The organism is Pseudomonas mangrovi (assembly GCF_003052585.1).
Taxonomy (GTDB): Bacteria; Pseudomonadota; Gammaproteobacteria; order Pseudomonadales; family Pseudomonadaceae; genus Aquipseudomonas; species Aquipseudomonas mangrovi.
On the sequence record NZ_QASN01000007.1, the window covers coordinates 65,501 to 84,766 of the forward strand.

Annotated in this window: 17 protein-coding genes; 2 read left to right on the top strand and 15 right to left on the bottom strand. The window is 64.4% G+C overall.

What is annotated here, in order from left to right; all coding sequences use genetic code 11:
- Positions 1–31: 31 nt before the first annotated feature.
- Both fghA and DBO85_RS04490 read right to left on the bottom strand, forming a co-directional pair.
- Complete coding sequence (gene fghA / locus DBO85_RS04485) at positions 32–877, bottom strand: S-formylglutathione hydrolase (protein WP_108105669.1); 846 nt, start codon at positions 875–877, stop codon at positions 32–34.
- A 67-nt stretch (positions 878–944) separates the two neighbouring features.
- The gene (locus DBO85_RS04490) at positions 945–2,060 is read right to left on the bottom strand and encodes an S-(hydroxymethyl)glutathione dehydrogenase/class III alcohol dehydrogenase (protein ID WP_108105671.1); all 1,116 of its coding nucleotides are present in this window, start codon (positions 2,058–2,060) and stop codon (positions 945–947) included.
- A gap of 115 nt (positions 2,061–2,175) precedes the next feature.
- Between DBO85_RS04490 and DBO85_RS04495 the strand changes: the two genes are divergently transcribed.
- Entirely contained in the window at positions 2,176–3,075 is a 900-nt protein-coding gene (locus tag DBO85_RS04495; protein ID WP_108105672.1) for a LysR family transcriptional regulator, read from the top strand.
- A 115-nt stretch (positions 3,076–3,190) separates the two neighbouring features.
- Positions 3,191–3,505: an HPF/RaiA family ribosome-associated protein gene (locus DBO85_RS04500; RefSeq protein WP_108105674.1), complete on the top strand. Its 315-nt coding sequence runs from the start codon at positions 3,191–3,193 to the stop codon at positions 3,503–3,505.
- Positions 3,506–3,881: 376 nt separating this feature from the next.
- Here DBO85_RS04500 and ispD read toward each other — a convergent pair whose 3' ends face one another.
- The 13 genes from ispD to lpxD all read right to left on the bottom strand — a co-directional run bounded on the left by ispD (position 3,882) and on the right by lpxD (position 19,265).
- Positions 3,882–4,583, bottom strand: a complete 702-nt coding sequence (gene ispD, locus DBO85_RS04505) for a 2-C-methyl-D-erythritol 4-phosphate cytidylyltransferase (RefSeq protein ID WP_108105676.1) — start codon at positions 4,581–4,583, stop codon at positions 3,882–3,884.
- The gene (locus DBO85_RS04510) at positions 4,580–4,861 is read right to left on the bottom strand and encodes a septum formation initiator family protein (protein ID WP_108105678.1); all 282 of its coding nucleotides are present in this window, start codon (positions 4,859–4,861) and stop codon (positions 4,580–4,582) included. The genes ispD and DBO85_RS04510 overlap by 4 nt, the downstream gene beginning before the upstream one ends.
- Before the next feature lie 103 nt (positions 4,862–4,964).
- Positions 4,965–6,254, bottom strand: coding sequence for a phosphopyruvate hydratase (eno, locus tag DBO85_RS04515; RefSeq protein ID WP_108105680.1), 1,290 nt, complete (start codon positions 6,252–6,254; stop codon positions 4,965–4,967).
- 47 nt (positions 6,255–6,301) lie between these two features.
- Positions 6,302–7,147, bottom strand: a complete 846-nt coding sequence (gene kdsA, locus DBO85_RS04520) for a 3-deoxy-8-phosphooctulonate synthase (protein ID WP_108105682.1) — start codon at positions 7,145–7,147, stop codon at positions 6,302–6,304.
- The gene (locus DBO85_RS04525; protein ID WP_108105684.1) at positions 7,144–8,775 is read right to left on the bottom strand and encodes a CTP synthase; all 1,632 of its coding nucleotides are present in this window, start codon (positions 8,773–8,775) and stop codon (positions 7,144–7,146) included. The genes kdsA and DBO85_RS04525 overlap by 4 nt, the downstream gene beginning before the upstream one ends.
- Positions 8,776–8,937: 162 nt before the next feature.
- Positions 8,938–10,278 (bottom strand): tRNA lysidine(34) synthetase TilS, encoded by a 1,341-nt coding sequence (gene tilS / locus DBO85_RS04530; protein WP_108105686.1) that lies wholly within the window; start codon positions 10,276–10,278, stop codon positions 8,938–8,940.
- A 71-nt stretch (positions 10,279–10,349) separates the two neighbouring features.
- The gene (locus DBO85_RS04535; protein WP_108105688.1) at positions 10,350–11,300 is read right to left on the bottom strand and encodes an acetyl-CoA carboxylase carboxyltransferase subunit alpha; all 951 of its coding nucleotides are present in this window, start codon (positions 11,298–11,300) and stop codon (positions 10,350–10,352) included.
- 185 nt (positions 11,301–11,485) lie between these two features.
- Positions 11,486–15,007 (bottom strand): DNA polymerase III subunit alpha, encoded by a 3,522-nt coding sequence (gene dnaE, locus DBO85_RS04540; protein WP_108105690.1) that lies wholly within the window; start codon positions 15,005–15,007, stop codon positions 11,486–11,488.
- Positions 15,008–15,134: 127 nt separating this feature from the next.
- On the bottom strand, positions 15,135–15,815 hold the full coding sequence (rnhB, locus tag DBO85_RS04545) for a ribonuclease HII (RefSeq protein ID WP_108105692.1): 681 nt from the start codon (positions 15,813–15,815) through the stop codon (positions 15,135–15,137).
- Entirely contained in the window at positions 15,815–16,948 is a 1,134-nt protein-coding gene (gene lpxB, locus DBO85_RS04550; RefSeq protein WP_108105694.1) for a lipid-A-disaccharide synthase, read from the bottom strand. Before lpxB ends, rnhB begins: the two co-directional genes overlap by 1 nt.
- Before the next feature lie 3 nt (positions 16,949–16,951).
- The gene (gene lpxA / locus DBO85_RS04555; RefSeq protein ID WP_108105695.1) at positions 16,952–17,728 is read right to left on the bottom strand and encodes an acyl-ACP--UDP-N-acetylglucosamine O-acyltransferase; all 777 of its coding nucleotides are present in this window, start codon (positions 17,726–17,728) and stop codon (positions 16,952–16,954) included.
- The gene (gene fabZ, locus DBO85_RS04560; RefSeq protein WP_108105697.1) at positions 17,725–18,165 is read right to left on the bottom strand and encodes a 3-hydroxyacyl-ACP dehydratase FabZ; all 441 of its coding nucleotides are present in this window, start codon (positions 18,163–18,165) and stop codon (positions 17,725–17,727) included. Before fabZ ends, lpxA begins: the two co-directional genes overlap by 4 nt.
- 41 nt (positions 18,166–18,206) lie before the next feature.
- On the bottom strand, positions 18,207–19,265 hold the full coding sequence (lpxD, locus tag DBO85_RS04565) for a UDP-3-O-(3-hydroxymyristoyl)glucosamine N-acyltransferase (RefSeq protein WP_108105699.1): 1,059 nt from the start codon (positions 19,263–19,265) through the stop codon (positions 18,207–18,209).
- Position 19,266 lies beyond the last annotated feature (1 nt).

Below are 19,266 nucleotides of genomic sequence, written 5' to 3' on the forward strand. Positions count from 1 at the left end.
CAGGCCTCAGCCGACGCTGACGGCTCGTCGGTCAGCTTGCCGCACCCAGTGCCGCTGCGTGATGGCGCAGATGATCCTCGATGAAGCTGGCAATGAAGTAGTAGCTATGGTCGTAGCCGGGCTGCAGCCGCAGCGTCAGTGGATGGCCGGCCGCCTCCGCTGCGCGGCGCAAGGCATCGGGCTTGAGCTGCTCGGCGAGGAAGCTATCGGCATCGCCCTGGTCGACCAGCAGCGGCAGCCGCTCCTGCGCCGAGGCCAGCAGCGCGCAGGCGTCCCATTCCCTCCAGCGCGAGCGATCCTCGCCCAGATACCGACTGAATGCCTTCTCCCCCCAGGGACAGTCCAGAGGATTGGCGATGGGCGCAAAGGCCGACACCGAGCGATAGCGCCCGGGGTTGCGCAGCGCGCAGACCAGCGCACCGTGCCCACCCATGGAGTGGCCGCTGATGCCGCGCGAATCCGATACCGGAAAATGCGCCTCGACCAGCGTCGGCAGCTCGTCCACCACGTAGTCATGCATGCGGTAGTGACGCGCCCAAGGCTGCTCGGTGGCGTTGAGGTAGAACCCGGCACCCTGACCGAAATCCCAGGCGCCTTCAGGGTCGCCGGGCACCTCGGGTCCCCGAGGGCTGGTGTCAGAGGTCACCAGTACCAGCCCGAGCTCGGCGGCCAGGCGCATGGCACCGGCCTTCTGCATGAAGTTCTCGTCGGTACAGGTCAGTCCGCTGAGCCAGTACAGAACCGGCAATCTTTCACCCTGCTCGGCCTGCGGTGGCAGATAGATGGCGAACTGCATGTCGCAGTCGAGCACTCGCGAAGGGTGTCGATAGCGCTTGTGCCAGCCACCAAAGCTCTTGTTGCTGGAGACGATTTCCATGGAGTCCTCCGCGGCAGCCAAGCCGCATGCCGCAAGCTGCCACAGGGCAACTTGTCGCTATCAGCTATCAGAAATGGATGACGGTGCGGATGCTCTTGCCTTCGTGCATCAGCTCGAAGGCGCGGTTGATCTCGTCCAGCCCCATGGTGTGGGTGATGAAGGTATCCAGCGGGATCTCGCCGCTCTGCGCCTTCTCCACATAACCTGGCAGCTCGGTGCGACCCTTGACCCCGCCGAACGCGCTGCCGCGCCAGACCCGGCCGGTGACCAGCTGGAACGGCCGGGTGCTGATCTCCTGCCCGGCACCGGCGACGCCGATGATCGTCGACTCGCCCCAGCCCTTGTGGCAGCACTCCAACGCCGCACGCATCAGCTGCACGTTGCCGACGCACTCGAAGCTGTAGTCCACGCCGCCATCGGTCATCTCGACGATGACGTCCTGAATGGGCTTGGCAAATTCCTTGGGGTTGATGCAGTCGGTAGCACCCAGCTCACGGGCAATGGCGAACTTCGCCGGATTGATGTCGATGGCGATGATGCGGCCGGCCCTGGCCATCTTCGCCCCGATGATCGCCGCCAGACCGATGCCGCCCAGGCCGAAGATTGCCACAGTCGCGCCCTCGCTGACCTTGGCGGTGTTCAGCACCGCGCCGATGCCGGTGGTGACGCCACAACCGAGCAGGCAGACCTTCTCCAGCGGCGCTTCCTTGGGAATCTTCGCCAGGGAGATTTCCGGCAGCACGGTGTACTCGGAGAAGGTCGAGCAGCCCATGTAGTGGTAGATCGGCTGGCCGTTGTAGGAGAAGCGCGTGGTGCCGTCGGGCATCAGGCCTTTGCCCTGGGTGGCGCGCACGGCCTGGCAGAGGTTGGTCTTGCCCGAGGTGCAGAACTTGCACTGGCGGCATTCGGCGGTGTACAGCGGGATCACATGGTCGCCCACCGCCAGCGAGGTCACGCCCTCACCCACCGCCTCGACGATGCCGCCGCCTTCGTGGCCGAGGATGCAGGGAAACACGCCCTCGGAATCCTCGCCGGACAGGGTATAGGCGTCGGTATGACAGACGCCGCTGGCGACGATGCGCACCAGCACCTCGCCGGCCTGGGGCGGCGCCACGTCCACCTCGACGATCTGCAACGGCTCGTTGGGAGCAAAGGCGACGGCGGCACGGGACTTGATGGTCATGGCGGAAATCTCGCGAAGCTTGAGTAAAGACAGCCAGTGTAATTCAGCCTCCATCAGGGATAATCCCGGCAACGGCATTTCATTAATGCCATGCAGGGATAATCGAGGAGAAAGAATGAATCGCTGGGAAGGGCTCGATGAATTCGTCGCCGTCGCCGAATGCGCCAGCTTCCAGCGCGCCGCCGAGCGTCTGCGCCTGTCGTCATCCCACGTCAGCCGCCAGGTCGCCCGGCTGGAGGAGCGCCTGCAGGCCCGCCTGCTCTATCGCACCACGCGCAAAGTGTCGCTGACCGAGGCCGGCCAGCAGTTCTTCATTCGCTGCCAGCGCCTGATCGATGAGCGCGACCAGGCCTTCCGCGCCGTTGGCGACCTGCATGCGACACCGTCCGGACTGCTGCGCATGACCGCGGCGGTGGCCTATGGCGAGCGTTTCATCGTGCCGCTGGTGAACGATTTCATGACCCGGCATCCGCAACTGCGGGTGGAAATCGAGCTGTCCAACCGTACCCTTGATCTGGTGCAGGATGGCTTCGACCTGGCGATTCGGCTCGGCCGCCTCGGCGACTCCAGCCTGATCGCCAGCAGGCTCGCGCCGCGCCGCCTGTACCTGTGCGCCGCACCCTCCTATCTCGCCCACCATGGCCGTCCGCACAGCCTGTCGGAGCTGGCGCGGCACAACTGTCTGATCGGCACCAGCGACACCTGGCTGTTCAATGACAACGGTCGCGAACATCCCTTCAAGCCCCGCGGCAACTGGCGCTGCAACAGCGGCGAGGCAGTACTGGACGCGGCCCTGCGCGGCTTCGGCCTGTGCCAGCTGCCCGACTACTACGTCCTCGAACGGCTGCACCGGGGTGAGCTGGTATCGCTGCTGGAGAGCCACCAGCCGCCGGACGGAGCGGTCTGGGCGGTCTACCCGCAACGTCGTCATCCGCTGCCGCGGGTGCGCCTGCTGATCGAGGCGCTGCGTGAGGGGCTGGCCCAACGTGCCGAGTCTGGTCACGTGCTGAAATAGTTCGCCCGCCCACACATCGCAGAGCGACAGGTCTGCCCGGAACCCGCCCGCCATGACCCTCTCGAACCCTTTGAGGCCCGAACAATCCGTTCGCCACTCGGGCCAGGAGGCAGGCATGCAAGTACTGATCAACAGCAACAACAGCATCCGGATGTCCGAAGCCCTGCAGCAACGCTGCGCCGCTACCGTCGAAGGCGCCTTGCAGCGCTTCAGCGAGCAGCTGACTCGGGTCGAAGTCCACCTCACCGACGAGAACGGCGAGAAGAGCGGCGCCCAGGACAAGCGCTGCCAGATCGAGGCGAGGATCAAGGCGCGCGACCCGGTTTCTGCATCGCACAAGGCCGACACCCTGGAGATTGCCCTCGGCGGTGCCGCCGACAAGCTGGAACGCGTTCTGGAGACCACGCTAGGCAAGCTGCAACGCACCTGAGAGCGCCGCCGATCATCCTGGGAGCCATGCGTGAACAGACTACTGGACCCTGACAGCCTTCAAGCGACGCGGCGCGAATCCACACGCCAACCATCAACCGACCCACCACAACGCCACCGCGCGCCAGCGACCTGCTCAGCAGACCTTTGCAGCGTTTCGCTAAAGCCACCGGCAATCGTCAGCCAACGCGCCGCAGGTCAGCAGGCTGGCCCGCCTGCTGGTGGAGCGGAAAGTCGAATGGCCACAGCCGACGCAGCACTCGCCTGATCGACGAATTGTCCGTCAGCAAGGCGGCGAGGTGTCAGTGGGGCCGCGCGAGCGGATGCCGTCCACCCGCGAAGCAGCAGCGATCTATCGCTTCTGGCGGCGCGACCGATCAGCGCTGCCAGGCAAGCTCCAAGGCGGCCAGATCTTCCGGGCGGGTGACCTTGATGTTGTCCGCCCGGCCTTCTATCAGGCGCGGCGCCAGGCCCGCCCATTCCATGGCCGAGGCTTCGTCGGTGACGGTTGCCCCGGCCGCCAGCGCAGCCGCCAGCGACTGCAGCAATGCGCCCAGACGGAACATCTGCGGCGTGTAGGCGTGCCAGATCGTGCTGCGGTCGACGGTTTCCCGCACCCGGCCATCGGCGCCGATGCGCTTGAGGGTATCCCGCGCCGGCACCGCCAGCAGTCCGCCCACCGGATCATCGGCCAGCTCGGCGAGCAGCCGCTGCAGATCCTCCTGCGCCAGGTTCGGCCGCGCGGCGTCATGCACCAGCACCCAGTCTTGTGCCCCGGCACCCTGAGCGCGCAGCGCGCGCAGCGCCGCCAGCACCGAATCGGCGCGCTCGCCGCCGCCAGTGCAGCGTCGCACCCGAGGATCAGTGGCACAGGCCAGCTGCGGCCACCAGGGATCGTCCGCAGCCAGGGCGACCATGCAACCGAGCAGACGGGGATGTTCGAGAAAAACCGCGAGACTCTGTTCCAGCAGGCTGCGGCCAGCGAGATGCAGATACTGCTTGGGCCGGTCGGCGCGCATCCGCGAACCGATCCCGGCGGCCGGGATTACCAGCCAGAATGCCGGAAGCTCGCTGCTCATTCGGTCAACAGATAGAGGGTTTCACCCTCTTTGAGCATGCCCAGTTCCTGGCGCGCGCGCTCCTCTACCGTCTCCATGCCTTCCTTGAGCTCCATCACCTCGGCCTCGAGAATGCGATTGCGCTCCAGCAGTCGTTCGTTCTCGCCCTGCTGCTCGGCAATCTGCCGCTGCAGATCGCTGACCTGGGCAAGACTGCCGTCACCGATCCACAGGCGATACTGCAATCCGCCCAGAATCAGGATCAGCACGGCGAAAAGCCAGTAGGGAGTCTTGACCATGAAAAGGCGATTCTTCTCGTTCAGGGCGCGCAGGACGCGGACAAAGCGCAGCGCTTCTATGAAAAAGGGCGGCTTGCGCCGCCCTCTTTTAACACGTCACCACTCAGCCACGGAACTCGGCACGACCCTTGTAGGGCGCCTTGCCGCCGAGCTGCTCTTCGATGCGCAGCAACTGGTTGTACTTGGAGACGCGGTCGGAGCGGCACAGCGAGCCGGTCTTGATCTGGCCCGCAGCGGTGCCGACGGCCAGGTCGGCGATGGTGCTGTCTTCGGTCTCGCCGGAGCGATGTGAAATCACCGCGGTGAAGCCAGCGGCCTTGGCCATCTGGATGGCTTCCAGGGTCTCGGTCAGCGAGCCAATCTGGTTGAACTTGATCAGGATCGAGTTGCCGATCTTCTCGTCGATGCCGCGCTTGAGGATCTTGGTGTTGGTCACGAACAGGTCGTCACCGACCAGCTGCACCTGGGCACCGATCTTGTCGGTCAGCACTTTCCAGCCGGCCCAGTCGGACTCGTCCATGCCGTCCTCGATCGAGATGATCGGGTAGCGCTGGGTCAGACCGGCCAGGTAGTCGGCGAAACCTTCGGCGCTGAACACCTTGCCTTCACCGGCCAGATCGTACTGACCATCCTTGAAAAACTCGCTCGAAGCGCAGTCCAGGGCCAGGGTGATGTCGTCACCGAGCTTGTAACCGGCGTTGGCCACGGCTTCAGCGATGGCCGCCAGCGCGTCTTCGTTGGACGCCAGGTTCGGCGCGAAGCCGCCCTCGTCACCGACTGCGGTGCTCAGGCCACGCGCCTTCAGTACGGCCTTGAGGTGATGGAAGATCTCGGCGCCCATGCGCAGGGCATCGGCGAAGGTCTTGGCGCCAACCGGCTGGACCATGAACTCCTGGATGTCGACGTTGTTGTCGGCATGCTCGCCGCCATTGATGATGTTCATCATCGGCACCGGCATCGAGTAGACGCCTGGGGTGCCGTTCAGGTCGGCAATGTGTGCATAGAGCGGCACGCCCTTGGCCTGGGCAGCGGCCTTGGCGGCAGCCAGGGACACCGCGAGGATGGCGTTGGCACCCAGCGTGGCCTTGTTTTCGGTGCCGTCGAGCTCGATCATCGCGCGGTCGAGAGCCTTCTGGTCAGCCGCATCCTTGCCCAGCAGCAACTCGCGGATCGGACCGTTGATGTTGGCCACGGCCTTGAGCACACCCTTGCCCAGGTAACGGCTCTTGTCGCCATCACGCAGTTCCAGCGCTTCGCGCGAGCCGGTGGAGGCACCGGACGGCGCGCAGGCGCTGCCGATGATGCCGCCTTCGAGGATGACATCGGCTTCCACGGTGGGGTTGCCGCGGGAATCGAGAACCTCACGACCCTTGATGTCGACGATCTTTGCCATTGTGCTCAACACTCCGTTTGGTAGCTGCGTGGCCTGACGCTGCAGACTTAAGCGGTTTCGATGGGGGAAAAACTCTTGATCAGATCATCCAGCTGCTTGAGCTGGGTGAGGAAGGCTTCCAGCTTGTTCAGGCGCAGGGCACAGGGCCCGTCGCACTTGGCGTTGTCCGGGTCCGGATGCGCCTCGAGAAACAGACCGGCGAGGCCCTGGCTCATGCCGGCCTTGGCCAGGTCGGTGACCTGGGCGCGGCGTCCGCCGGCAGAGTCAGCCCGTCCGCCGGGCATCTGCAGGGCGTGGGTGACGTCGAAGAACACCGGGTATTCGAAGGACTTCATGATGCCGAAGCCGAGCATGTCGACGACCAAGTTGTTGTAGCCGAAGGAGCTGCCGCGCTCGCAGAGGATCAACTGGTCATTACCGGCCTCCTCGCACTTGGCGAGGATGTGCTTCATTTCCTGCGGCGCGAGGAACTGCGCCTTCTTGATGTTGATGACCGCGCCGGTGCGCGCCATCGCCACCACCAGATCGGTCTGCCGGGAAAGGAAGGCCGGCAGCTGGATGATGTCGCACACCTCGGCGACCGGGGCGGCCTGCCAGGGTTCGTGAACGTCGGTGATCACCGGCACGCCGAAGGTCTTCTTCACGTCCTCGAAGATCTTCATGCCCTCGTCCAGGCCGGGGCCACGGAACGAGTTCATCGAGGAGCGATTGGCCTTGTCGAAGCTGGCCTTGAACACGTAGGGGATGCCGAGCTTCTCGGTTACCCGCACATATTCCTCGCAGGCCTGCATCGCCAGGTCACGGGACTCCATGACGTTGATGCCGCCGAACAGCACGAACGGCTTGTCGTTGGCGATCTCGATGTTGCCGACGCGAATGGTCTTCTGGCTCATGCCTTGCGTGCCTTCTGCGCCAACGCGGCGTTGACGAAGCCGCTGAACAGCGGGTGGCCGTCGCGCGGCGTGGAGGTGAACTCGGGGTGGAACTGGCAGGCGACGAACCACGGGTGGTCGGCCGACTCGATGACCTCGACCAGCGCACCATCACCGGAGCGACCGGTGACCTTGAGGCCGGCGGCGACCAGCTCCGGCAGCAGATTGTTGTTCACTTCATAGCGATGGCGGTGGCGCTCGACGATCACGTCCTTGCCATAGCACTGGTGCACCTGCGAGCCGGCCTGCAGCTGGCAGTCCTGCGCACCCAGGCGCATGGTGCCGCCCAGATCAGAGCCTTCGCTGCGGGTTTCGGTGCTGCCGGTGGCGTCCTGCCATTCGGTGATCAGGCCGACCACCGGATGCTTGGAGGCGGCGTCGAACTCGCTGGAGTTGGCATCGCTCCAGCCCAGCACGTTGCGGGCGAACTCGATGACCGCAACCTGCATGCCGAGGCAGATGCCCAGGTAGGGAATCTTGTTCTCGCGGGCGTATTTGACCGTGGTGATCTTGCCTTCGACGCCGCGCAGGCCAAAACCACCCGGCACCAGGATGGCATCGACGCCTTCCAGCAGGCCGATGCCCTGGTTCTCGATGTCTTCGGAGTCGATATAGCGAAGGTTCACTTTGGTCCGGTTCTGGATGCCAGCGTGGCTCATGGCCTCGATCAGAGATTTGTAGGCATCGAGAAGTTCCATGTACTTGCCGACCATGGCGATGGTGACTTCCTTCTCCGGGTGGAGCTTGGCGTCGACCACCCGCTCCCATTCGGAAAGGTCGGCCTGGCCGCACTCCAGACCGAAACGCTCGACGACGATGTCGTCCAGGCCCTGGGCATGTAGCACGCCGGGAATCCGGTAGATGGTGTCGACGTCTTCCAGGGCGATGACCGCACGCTCCTCGACGTTGGTGAAGAGCGCGATCTTGCGTCGCGAGGAAATGTCGATCGGGTGGTCCGAGCGGCAGATCAGCACATCCGGCTGCAGGCCGATGGAGCGCAATTCCTTGACCGAGTGCTGGGTAGGCTTGGTCTTGGTCTCGCCGGCGGTGGCGATATAGGGCACCAGCGTCAGGTGCATCAGCATCGCGCGCTTGGCGCCGACTTCGACGCGCAACTGGCGGATCGCCTCGAGGAACGGCTGCGACTCGATGTCGCCCACGGTACCGCCGATCTCGACCATCGCCACGTCGGCATCACCGGCACCCTTGATGATGCGGCGCTTGATCTCGTCGGTGATGTGCGGAATGACCTGAATGGTTGCACCCAGGTAGTCGCCGCGGCGCTCCTTCCGCAGCACGTCTTCGTAGACGCGGCCGGTGGTGAAGTTGTTGCCACGAGTCATGGTCGTGCGCACGAAGCGCTCGTAATGCCCCAGATCCAGATCGGTCTCGGCGCCGTCCTGAGTGACGAAGACTTCGCCATGCTGGAACGGACTCATGGTGCCCGGATCGACGTTGATGTACGGATCCAGCTTGAGCAGGGTGACCTTCAGGCCCCGCGCCTCCAGGATGGCCGCCAGTGAAGCCGAAGCGATGCCTTTCCCCAATGAAGAAACAACACCACCCGTGACGAATATGTAGCGCGTCATAAGAACCCTAGAAGTCAGCGTTTAAGCGGCTCTGGCGCCACCGGGGAAAGCGAAGGAGCCACGATGCAGATGCACAATGGCCGACTTTCCGCAGCCTCCGAAGGAGTTGCGGAAAAGCTGTAACAGGACGGGAGCGTAGTCTACTGGAAAGCCCCTTTCAGCTCAAACCTGCGACGGCGGCAAAACCGCCTGGTCATGCGCAGCACCCGGCGGAGTCCAGATCAGCCGCAACCCCGATCCGGTCAAGTCGGACAACAACGGCAGATTGGCCACCGCGAGCAACTCGTCGCCACGCCAGAGCAATGGCAGGCGTGCACGCACGAATGCCGGCAGCCCGCTCTCGTTGAGCAGCCGCTTCAGATCGCGCTGCCGGCGCCCGGCAAGCACAAGGCGTTCACCGCCCTGGCGGTAACGTACCTGCAGCAGACCCGGCAGTTCGCCCTGCCCTTGCAGAGTCAAGCTACCGTTGCCGGGCAACTGCTGTGCACCGCCGACAAAATCCCACGCAGCCGGCTGCGGCGGTTCCGCGCACCAGTCGCCGGACAGCCAGTAGACTCGCGCACCCGACCGACGCAGCTCGCTCCCGGCCAGTCGCCAGACCGGCTGGGCATCGACAGCGGCATCACGCAGAGCATCCCAACCTGCCCAATGATCGCTGTCCGGCATGGCCGTGCCGAGCAAGTCCAGCCAGCGCCGCAACGTGTTGCGTTGCCGCGCTGGCGAAAGCGCGCTCAGCACAGTCATGTCCAACGAAGGACAAGTCAGCCACGAGAAAGGAGCTGTGCTGGCGGCCTGCGCCAGGTCCTCGTCCGCGCGCTCATCCAGCAGCAGCTGCGCTTCGCGCAGATGCATGGCCGTCCGCCCCAGCGCACTCGCGCTCTGCGGCCAGCGCTCAGTCAGAACCGGCATGACGCGCCGGCGCAAATAGTTGCGCGAGTAATGCAGGTTCTCGTTGGAAGGATCCTCGACCCAGCTCAGTTGATGTACTGATGCGTAGCTGTGCAGTTCCTGGCGGGTAACGCCGAGCAGCGGCCGCGCCAGCTTGCCAGCACCCAGCGCCCGAACCGGCGGCATGCCTGCCAGACCACGCACCCCTGCACCGCGCAGCAGACGGAACAGCAGTGTCTCCGCCTGATCGTCGAGATGCTGGGCCGTCAGCAGCAGCTCATCCACCCCTAGTCGCTCGCGGAAGGCTGCGTAGCGGGCTTCGCGCGCGGCACGCTCCAGACTGGCGCCACCTTCAACCCTGACGCGAACGATCTCCAGTGGCACACCCAGCCCAGCGCAAAGCTGCTGGCAATGCTCGGCCCAGGCATCTGCCTGAGCCTGGAGCCCGTGATGGATATGAATCGCGGAGAGTGGCGGTAACTGCTGGACATGACTCAGACGCGCCAGCAGATGCAGCAGCACACTGGAGTCGAGCCCGCCGGAAAGAGCGACCCGCCAGGCCGGCGCATCGATCCAGGGTTGTACGCAGGACAACAGGCGTGTTTCAAGGGACATGGGAGGCAAACCGCAGGCTGGACGCCAAGCCTACAAGCCAGGTCGTCCAGCCGCCACGGGCAGAAGGCGAATCAGGCGATGCCGTAGCTCATCAGACGCTTGTAACGACGCTCCAGCAGCTCCTCGGTGGAGAAGGCACGAAGTTTCTGCAGCTGCTCGGTCAGTTGCAGACGCACCGACTCGGCCGCCGCTGCCGGATCGCTGTGTGCGCCACCCAGCGGCTCTTCGATGACCTGATCGACGATCCCCAGATCGCGCAGTCGTGCCGCTGTGATACCCATCGCTTCAGCAGCTTCTGGCGCCTTGTCCGCGGTGCGCCAGAGAATCGAGGCGCAGCCTTCCGGCGAAATCACCGCGTAGGTCGAGTACTGCAGCATGTTCAACTGGTCGCAGACGCCGATCGCCAGTGCTCCGCCGGAGCCACCCTCACCGATCACGGTGGAGATGATCGGGGTTTTCAGGCGCGCCATCACGCGCAGGTTCCAGGCGATGGCCTCGCTCTGGTTGCGCTCCTCGGCATCAATGCCGGGATAGGCACCCGGGGTATCGATGAAGGTGATGATCGGCAGCTTGAAGCGCTCGGCCATTTCCATCAGGCGACAGGCCTTGCGGTAACCCTCCGGGCGCGGCATGCCGAAGTTGCGGCGCACCTTCTCGCGGACTTCACGACCCTTCTGGTGACCGATGACCATTACCGGCTCGCCGTTCAGGCGCGCGGTGCCACCGACGATGGCGGCGTCATCGGAGAAATGCCGGTCACCGTGCAGCTCTTCGAACTCGGTGAAGATATGGCTGAGGTAGTCCAGGGTATAGGGGCGGCGCGGATGACGCGCCAGCTTGGCGATCTGCCAGCTGGACAGGTCACTGAAGATGCTCTCGGTCAGCGCGCTGCTCTTGTCCTGCAGGCGGGCGATCTCTTCGCTGATGTTCAGCGAGTTGTCATTGCCTACCAGGCGCAGCTCTTCGATCTTGGCTTGCAGGTCGGCGATCGGCTGTTCGAAATCGAGGAAGTTCGGGTTCATAGGCATCCGTCATGCATCGGCGGCCAGGTGGCCGGGCGGCTAGTTCCGTGTGGCGCGATACCTTAAGGGATCAGGCGCCGCCGGGTCGATCAGAAATTACGCAAAGGCGAGACCGGCTCGCACTCTCCGGCACGCTGTTCACTGACCCTCAGTCGCGTGAACAGTGCCCGAACGTCAGGAAGACCCTAACGATAGTGCAGGAAGACGTTGTCGCGCCCGAACTGGTCACGCAATGCCTGAATCAAGTTGTCCGCCGGGTCGATCCGCCACTGCTCGCCGAACTGCAGCAAGGCCCGTGCCTGACTGCCGCTGTAATCCAGCGTGATCGGACAGGAGCCGCGATGGCGACCACACAGCTCGGCCAGCCAGTTCAGCCGGGTGGCATCCAGCGCCGTGCTGACCACTGTCACCCGCAGGCTCTCGGCCAGGCCGGTGCGGGCCTCCTCCAGACTCATCACGCGCTTGGCGCGCAGGCGCAGGCCACCGGAGAAGTCGTCATTGCTGACTTCACCCTCGACCACCACCAGCGCGTCGTTCTGCAGCAACGCCTGATTGCTGGCGAAGGCATCGGCGAACAGCGAAGCCTCGATGCGCCCGGAGCGGTCATCCAGGGTGATGAAGCCCATCTTGTCGCCCTTCTTGTTCTTCATCACCCGCAGGTTGACGATCATCCCGGCCACCGTCTGGGTATCGCGTGCCGGCTTCAGCTCGACGATGCGCTGGCGGGCGAAGCGACGGATTTCGCCTTCGTACTCGTCAATCGGGTGCCCGGTCAGGTACAGCCCGAGGGTCTCCTTCTCACCGCGCAGGCGCTCCTTGAGCGACAGCTCGCGGGCATGCCGATGGTTGGCGTAGACATCCGCCTCGGGCTCGGCGAAGAGGCCGCCGAACAGGTCCATGTGGCCGCTGTCATGGCTGCGCGCGGTCTGTTCGGCCGCCTGCACCGCCTCCTCCAGCGAAGCCAGCAGCACCGCGCGGTTGCGGTCGATGCCGGCCTGATAGGCCTTGGCCTCGTCGGAGAAGAACGGCCCCAGACGATCCAGCGCGCCGCCACGAATCAGTGCTTCCAGGGTGCGCTTGTTGATCCGCTTGAGATCGACACGGGCGCAGAAATCGAACAGGTCCTTGAACGGCCCGCCCTCGCTACGGCATTCGGCGATGGTTTCCACCGGGCCCTCACCGACGCCCTTGATCGCGCCGAGGCCATAGACAATCCGACCTTCCTCGTCGACGGTGAACTTGAACTCGGAGTTGTTCACGTCAGGCGCGACGATGCGCAGCTTCATGCTGCGGCATTCCTCGATCAGCGTGACCACCTTGTCGGTGTTGTGCATGTCCGCCGACAGCACCGCGGCCATGAAGGGCGCGGCGTGGTGCGCCTTGAGCCAGGCGGTCTGGTAGGAGACCAGGCCGTAGGCGGCCGAGTGCGACTTGTTGAAGCCGTAGCCGGCAAACTTTTCCACCAGGTCGAAGATGTTGCCCGCCAGATCCCCATCGATGCCGTTGTTGGCACAGCCCTCGATGAAGCCGCCGCGCTGCTTGGCCATCTCCTCCGGCTTCTTCTTGCCCATGGCGCGACGCAGCATGTCGGCACCACCGAGGGTATAGCCCGCCATGACCTGGGCGATCTGCATCACCTGTTCCTGGTACAGGATGATGCCGTAGGTGGGCTTGAGCACCGGCTCCAGGCCTGCGTACTGGTAGTTCGGGTGCGGGTAGGAAATCTCCTCGCGCCCGTGCTTGCGGTTGATGAAGTCGTCGACCATGCCCGACTGCAGCGGCCCCGGGCGGAACAACGCCACCAGTGCGATGAGGTCTTCCAGGCAGTCCGGCTTGAGCTTCTTGATCAGCTCCTTCATGCCGCGTGATTCGAGCTGGAACACCGCGGTGGTCTCGGCCTTCTGCAGCAGCTCGTAGGTCTTCTTGTCATCCAGCGGAATGAAGTCGATGTTGATCGGTTCCAGGCCCTTCTTCGCCTGCTCGCGATTGATCGTCTCCAGCGCCCACTTGATGATGGTCAGGGTGCGCAGGCCGAGGAAGTCGAACTTCACCAGGCCGGCAGCCTCTACGTCGTCCTTGTCGAACTGGGTCACCAGACCGCCGCCTTCCTCGTCACAGGCGATCGGCGCAAAGTCGGTGAGCTTGGTCGGCGCGATCACCACGCCACCGGCGTGCTTGCCGGTGCCGCGGCAGATGCCCTCGAGCTTCAGGGCCATGTCCCAGATCTCCGCCGCCTCCTCGTCGACCTTGAGGAAATCGCGCAGCGGCTCCTCCATCTCGTAAGCCTTCTCCAGGGTCATGCCGACCTCGAAGGGGATCATCTTCGACAGCCGGTCGGCCAGGCCGTAGGACTTGCCCTGAACCCGCGCCACGTCGCGCACCACCGCCTTGGCAGCCATGGTGCCGAAGGTGATGATCTGGCTCACCGCGTTGCGCCCGTAGGCTTCGGCAACGTAGTCGATCACCCGGTCGCGACCGTCCATGCAGAAGTCGACGTCGAAGTCGGGCATCGAGACCCGCTCGGGGTTGAGGAAGCGTTCAAACAGCAGGTCATAGGCCAGCGGATCGAGGTCGGTGATCTTCAGCACGTAGGCGACCAGGCTGCCGGCACCCGAACCACGGCCCGGGCCGACCGGTACGCCGTTGTTCTTGGCCCACTTGATGAAGTCCATGACGATTAGGAAGTAGCCGGGGAAGCCCATCTGGATGATGGTGCCGAGTTCGAACTCCAGCCGGTCGATGTAGACCTGCTTCTTCGCTGCGTAGTCTGGGGTGTCCGGCGGCAGCAGCACCGCCAGGCGCTCCTCGAGGCCCTCGAACGACACCTGGCGCAGGTAGTCGTTGATGGTCATGCCCTCGGGGATCGGGAAGTTGGGCAGGAAGTGGGTGCCCAGCTGCACTTCGATGTTGCAGCGCCGGGCGATCTCCACGCTGTTCTGAAGCGCCTCGGGCAGATCGCTGAACAGCTCGGCCATCTCGGCCGGGGTCTTCAGGTATTGCTGATCGGAATAGGTTCGCGGCCGGCGCGGATCATCCAGGGTGCGGCCCTCGCCAATGCAGACCCGCGTCTCGTGGGCCTCGAAGTCTTCCTGACGCAGGAAGCGCACATCGTTGGTCGCCACCAGCGGCGCATTGCAGCGCCCGGCCAGCCCGACCGCCAGGTGCAGATACTCTTCATCGTGGACCCGACTGGTGCGCTGCACTTCCAGATAGAAACGATCGCTGAAGGTCGTCATCCACTCCTTGAGCAGCGCCTCGGCGTGCTCGGGGTTGCCGGCCAACAGCGCCTGGCCGACTTCACCTTCCTTGGCCCCGGACAGCGCGATCAGCCCGCCGGAGGCTTGCTTGACCCAGTCCCGCTCGACCACCACCAGATCGTTGCGCTGCCCTTCGGTCCAGCCGCGCGAGACCAGTTCGGTGAGGTTGCGGTAGCCGCGCGCATCCATCGCCAGCAGGGTGATGCGGCTCAGCGCGGCGTCCTCGCCTTCGCCGGCCAGCCAGAGGTCGGCGCCGCAGATCGGCTTGATCCCTGCACCCATCGCCGCCTTGTAGAACTTCACCAGCGAGCACATGTTGCTCTGGTCCGTCACCGCCACTGCCGGCATCTCGGCGGCGGCCACCGCCTTGACCAGCGGCTTGACCCGCACCAGGCCGTCGACCAGGGAAAACTCTGTGTGCAGGCGAAGATGGACGAAGGAAACGCTCATGGATATCCCGGGCAGCAAAGGACGAGCGCGGGATTGTACCGGTCCGGGGAGTGGAACGGCAGCGTCACGGCAGATGAATCGGCGCAGGCAGGAACGGGGTCAGGGTTGAGCGAGCAATGCGCGCCTTTCAGTCGAGGACAACGGCGGCCTGGATGACAGCCGCACTGCTCGCTGCCGCCTCCAACGCGGCGCGTACCGGCGCGAAGGAGCGCCGATGGATGGGCGTGGCGCCTAGGCGTTGCAGGGCTTCCAGATGCACCGGCGTCGGATAGCCCTTATGCAGCGCAATGCCGTAGCCGGGGTAGATCAGATCCAGCGCCTGCATCTCTCGGTCGCGGCTGACCTTGGCCAGGATCGAGGCGGCGGCGATCGCCGGCACCCGGCTGTCGCCCTTGACCACCGCGGCACTGGGTACTGCAAGTTTCGGGCAACGATTACCGTCGATCAGCGCCAGGCGTGGCGTTACCGTCAGGCCTTCGACCGCACGCTGCATCGCCAGCATGGTGGCATGGAGAATGTTCAGCCGATCGATCTCGTCGGTCTCGGCGCGGGCAATGCACCAGGCCAGCGCCTTCTCGCAGATCTCGTCGAAGAGCGCCTCACGGCGCGCCTCGGAGAGCTTCTTGGAATCGTTGAGCCCCTTGATCGGACGACTCGGATCGAGGATCACCGCAGCGGTAACCACCGGGCCACAGAGCGGGCCGCGGCCGACTTCGTCGACACCGGCGACCAGTTCTTCGACCAGATCGAAATCCAGCCCCAGGGTCTGTTGGCGCTTCGTCGCAATCGCAGCGGAACCTGTCCGCATCAGTGTGGCTCGACCAGTGCCAGAACGGCATCCGCCGCCTGCACCGAGGCGTCGCGGCGCAGCGCGCGGTGGATCACATCGAAGCCATCGGTCTGCGCCGTTCCGCCATCGATCAACGGTGCCAGGGTCTGCGCCAGGGCGTCGGGGGTCGCCGCGTCCTGCAGCAGTTCAGGCACCAGCAGACGCTCGGCAAGCAGATTCGGTAGCGACACGTACGGGCTTTTCACCAGGTGTTTGAGAATGCGGTAGGTCAGCCCGGCGACACGGTAAGCGACCACCATCGGCCGCTTGAACAACAGCGCTTCCAGCGTGGCAGTCCCCGATGCGATAAGCACCGCATCACAGGCTGCCAGCGCCTCATGCGAGCGCCCATCGAGAAGGGTCAGCGGCAGATCGCGGTTGGCCAACAGCTGCTCCAGCTGCGCGCGCCGCTCGGGATTGGCGCAGGGCATGACGAAGTGCACTCCAGGCCGCAAGGTACGCAGACGCTCGGCTGCATCGAGAAACAACGGCCCCAGGCGAGACACTTCGCCGCCCCGGCTACCCGGCATCAGCGCTACCGCAGCACCCTCTTCGGGGAGACCCAGTTGGTGACGTGCCTGCGCCCGATCCGCCTGCAGCGGAATGGCATCGGCCAGCGGGTGGCCGACGAAGCGCACCGGCACCTGGTGCTCGGCATAGAACTGCGCCTCGAAGGGAAACAGCGTCAGCATCAGGTCGCAACCGTCGCGAATCTTCAATACCCGCTTCTGCCGCCAGGCCCAGACCGAAGGACTGACGTAATGCACGGTACGGATGCCCGCGCGGCGCAGGCGCAGCTCGACGGTGAGATTGAAATCCGGTGCATCGATGCCGATGAACACGTCTGGCCTGGCTTCGATCAGATCTGCGATCAGTTGCTTGCGCCGACGCAGCAGCTCCGGCAGACGGCCGAGCACCTCGACCAGTCCCATCACCGACAGCCGCTCCATGGGGAACATCGAGCGCAGTCCGAGCGCCTCCATGCGCGGGCCACCCACGCCGATGAACTCGACATCCGGATGGCGTAAGCGCAAGGCCTGCATCAGACCGGAACCGAGAATGTCGCCGGACGCCTCGCCGGCGACCAGGGCAATACGCAGTGGCCTGGACATGATCTAGCGAGTAATGCCGCGCGTGGACGAGCGGATGGAGTCGACGAAGATCGCCACCTCGGCGAACTGCGCGGCCGGTTCGACCAGCTCGGCCAGGGCCTGCTCGACGGTCAGGCCCTGGCGATAGACGATGCGATAGGCACGCCGTAACGAGGCCATGGCCTCATCGCTGACACCGCGCCGGCGCATGCCTTCGAAATTCATGCTGCGCGCCTCGGCCGGGTTGCCGAAGACGGTGACATAGGCGGGCACATCCTTGCCGATGGCCGTGCCCATCCCGGAAAAGCTGTGGGCACCGATGCGGCAGAACTGATGCACCAGGGTGAAACCGGAGAGGATCGCCCAGTCGTCGACCCAGACATGCCCGGCCAGCGCGGTGTTGTTGACCAGGATGCAGTGGTTGGCGATGACGCTGTCGTGCCCGATATGGACGTAGGCCATCAGCAGGTTGTGGTCGCCGATGGTGGTCTCGGAGCGATCCTGCACAGTGCCGCGGTGGATGGTGACGCCCTCGCGGATCACATTGTGATCGCCGATCACCAGCCGGGTCGCTTCGCCCTTGTACTTGAGGTCGGGAGTATCCTCGCCGACCGAGGAAAACTGATAGATGCGGTTGTGCTTACCGATCTTGGTAGGTCCCTTGATGATCACATGGGGGCCGACCACTGTACCCTCGCCGATTTCCACATCAGGTCCGATGATCGACCAGGGGCCGACCTGAACGTCATCCGCAAGCTTCGCCGACGGATCGATGATGGCGCGAGGGTCAATCAAACTCATAGCTTGCGTTCCGCACAGATGATCTCGGCCGAACAGACTTCCTTGCCATCGACTGTCGCCCGGCAGGCGAACTTCCAGATGCCGCGCTTGGCACTGATGAAGGACGCATCCAGGATCAGCTGATCTCCCGGCACCACCGGCTGGCGGAAGCGTAGCTTGTCCGAGCCGACGAAGTAGTAGAGGGTGCCATCGGAGGGTTTCACGCCCATCATCTTGAAGCCGAGGATGCCGGCCGCCTGGGCCATCGCCTCGATGATCAACACCCCCGGCATGATCGGATGCTGCGGAAAATGCCCGTTGAAGAACGGCTCGTTGATGCTGACGTTCTTGTAGGCACGAACCTTCTTGGCCTCCAGATCCAGCTCCGCCACGCGGTCCACCAGCAGGAACGGGTAGCGGTGCGGAAGGTATTCGCGAATCTCGTTGATATCCATCATGTCCAGAAAGGCCTTATAGATTGGGCACGCGCTAGCGCAGGTCAGGCATCAGATGAAGCCGACCCGTTCGGGGTCACGGCTTCCAGGCGCTTTTCCAGCTGTTGCAGACGGCGGGCCATGTCATCCAGTTGACGAATGCGCGCTGCGCTCTTCCTCCAGTCGGCAGCAGGCTGCATGGCGGTGCCGGAGGAGTAGGAGCCAGGCTCGGTGATGGAGCGCGTGACCATGGTCATGCCGGTCACGAAAACGTTGTCGCAGACCTCGATATGGCCGACCATGCCGACGCCACCGGCGATCATGCAATTGCGACCGATCTTGGTACTGCCGGAAATGCCGCAGCAACCGGCCATGGCCGTGTTGTCGCCGATCTGCACGTTGTGCGCGATCATGATCTGGTTGTCGAGCTTGACGCCGTTGCCGATCAGCGTATCGGCCAGCGCGCCACGATCAATGGTGGTATTGGCCCCGATCTCGACGTCGTCGCCGATACTGACGCCACCGATCTGGGCGATCTTCTGCCAGACACCTTTCTCGTTGGCGAAACCGAAGCCTTCGCCGCCGATGACCGCGCCGCTCTGGATCACCACCCGTTTGCCGATGCGTACGTCGTGGTACAGGGTTACCCGCGGCGCCAGCCAGCCATCCTCATCGATACGGCTGCGCGCACCAACGAAGCATTGCGCACCAATCACCACACGTGCGCCGATGCAGGCACCGGCCTCGATCACGGCGCCCGCGCCGACGCTGGCACTGGGATCGATCTGCGCACCAGGATCGACGATCGCCGCAGGATGTATGCCGGCACTCGCAGCCGGCTTGGGATCGAACAGATGCGAGAGACGAGCGTAGGCAAGATAGGGATTGTCGACGATGAGCGCGTCGCCGACATGACTTTCAGCATCCGCCGGCGTCAGCAACACTGCCGCGGCACGGGTCTGCGTCAGCAGCTTGCGATACTGCGGATTGGCCAGAAAACTCAACTGGTCGGCTTCTGCGTCCTGCAGAGTGCCCAGGCCGGCGATGACTCGCCGCGCATCGCCACGCAGGCGAGCGCCTGCGCGCTCTGCCAGTTCACCGAGAGTAAAGGTGACGACGGTCATG